This window comes from Lacticaseibacillus kribbianus (assembly GCF_020180945.1).
In the GTDB taxonomy this organism is placed as follows: domain Bacteria; phylum Bacillota; class Bacilli; order Lactobacillales; family Lactobacillaceae; genus Lacticaseibacillus; species Lacticaseibacillus kribbianus.
Window position 1 is genome coordinate 1 of record NZ_JAIPUL010000011.1, and the last position, 1,017, is coordinate 1,017.

Consider the following 1,017-nt stretch of genomic DNA (forward strand, 5'->3'; position numbering starts at 1 on the left):
GCTCACTTCTTCGAGCGGATCTACCAGATTATCGCATAAATAACAAAAGAGCCCCTCCAAAGAGGAACTCCCAGAAAATATCAAATTATTCTTCAACACCAGTTGACGCAGAGCCAAAAAAAGATCGGCGTCTGCACGTCGATCTTTTGGTGATCGGGAAAACGGGATTCGAACCCACGACCTCTACGTCCCGAACGTAGCGCTCTACCAAGCTGAGCTATTTCCCGATGAAGCGGAAGACGAGATTCGAACTCGCGACCCCCACCATGGCAAGGTGATGTTCTACCACTGAACTACTTCCGCAATACCTGTATTCAATTGCTTCCGGCAAGCCGGAATGCACCCAGTAGGAGTCGAACCTACAACCTTCTGATTCGTAGTCAGACACTCTATCCAGTTGCGCTATGGGTGCGTATCTATATTGTACCATGCCGAGAGTCGGGTTCGAACCGACACGGTAATCACTTACCGCAGGATTTTAAGTCCTGTGCGTCTACCAGTTTCGCCATCCCGGCGGAAAGTGAGAAGCGGAAGACGAGATTCGAACTCGCGACCCCCACCATGGCAAGGTGATGTTCTACCACTGAACTACTTCCGCGAAATATTCAACTGCTGCCGACTAGAGGGTTCGAACCTCCGACCCCCTGTTTACAAGACAGGTGCTCTGCCAGCTGAGCTAAGTCGGCGATGCGGGTGAAGGGACTCGAACCCCCACGGTGTTAACCACTAGAACCTAAATCTAGCGCGTCTGCCAGTTCCGCCACACCCGCAGATCAAGTTCCAATGTAAATGAGCCGTGACAGGCTCGAACTGTCGACCCTCTGATTAAAAGTCAGATGCTCTACCAACTGAGCTAACGGCTCATGTGAATCAAGTGCTGATCCAATGCCCGTGGGGCACTGGAGGATACAGGGCTCGAACCTGTGACCCTCTGCTTGTAGGGCAGACGCTCTCCCAACTGAGCTAATCCTCCATAAATGAAGCGCGGCAGCTTCCTACCCTCGCAGGCAGTCACCC

9 tRNA genes are annotated in these 1,017 nt (G+C 52.3%); all 9 read right to left on the reverse strand.

The features are described 5' to 3' along the window. Positions 1-153: 153 nt before the first annotated feature. Positions 154-227, reverse strand: a tRNA-Pro gene (locus tag LE416_RS13040). Positions 228-231: 4 nt separating this feature from the next. Further along, a tRNA-Gly gene (locus LE416_RS13045) sits at positions 232-303 on the reverse strand. A 35-nt stretch (positions 304-338) separates the two neighbouring features. Further along, positions 339-412 (reverse strand) — tRNA-Arg (locus LE416_RS13050). A gap of 17 nt (positions 413-429) precedes the next feature. Continuing rightward, positions 430-515 (reverse strand) — tRNA-Leu (locus tag LE416_RS13055). Positions 516-526: 11 nt separating this feature from the next. After that, positions 527-598, reverse strand: a tRNA-Gly gene (locus LE416_RS13060). A 15-nt stretch (positions 599-613) separates the two neighbouring features. Next, positions 614-686: transfer RNA gene (locus tag LE416_RS13065), tRNA-Thr, on the reverse strand. A 2-nt stretch (positions 687-688) separates the two neighbouring features. Continuing rightward, positions 689-770, reverse strand: a tRNA-Leu gene (locus LE416_RS13070). 20 nt (positions 771-790) lie between these two features. Further along, positions 791-863, reverse strand: a tRNA-Lys gene (locus tag LE416_RS13075). A gap of 37 nt (positions 864-900) precedes the next feature. Further along, positions 901-973 (reverse strand) — tRNA-Val (locus tag LE416_RS13080). Positions 974-1,017: the final 44 nt, after the last annotated feature.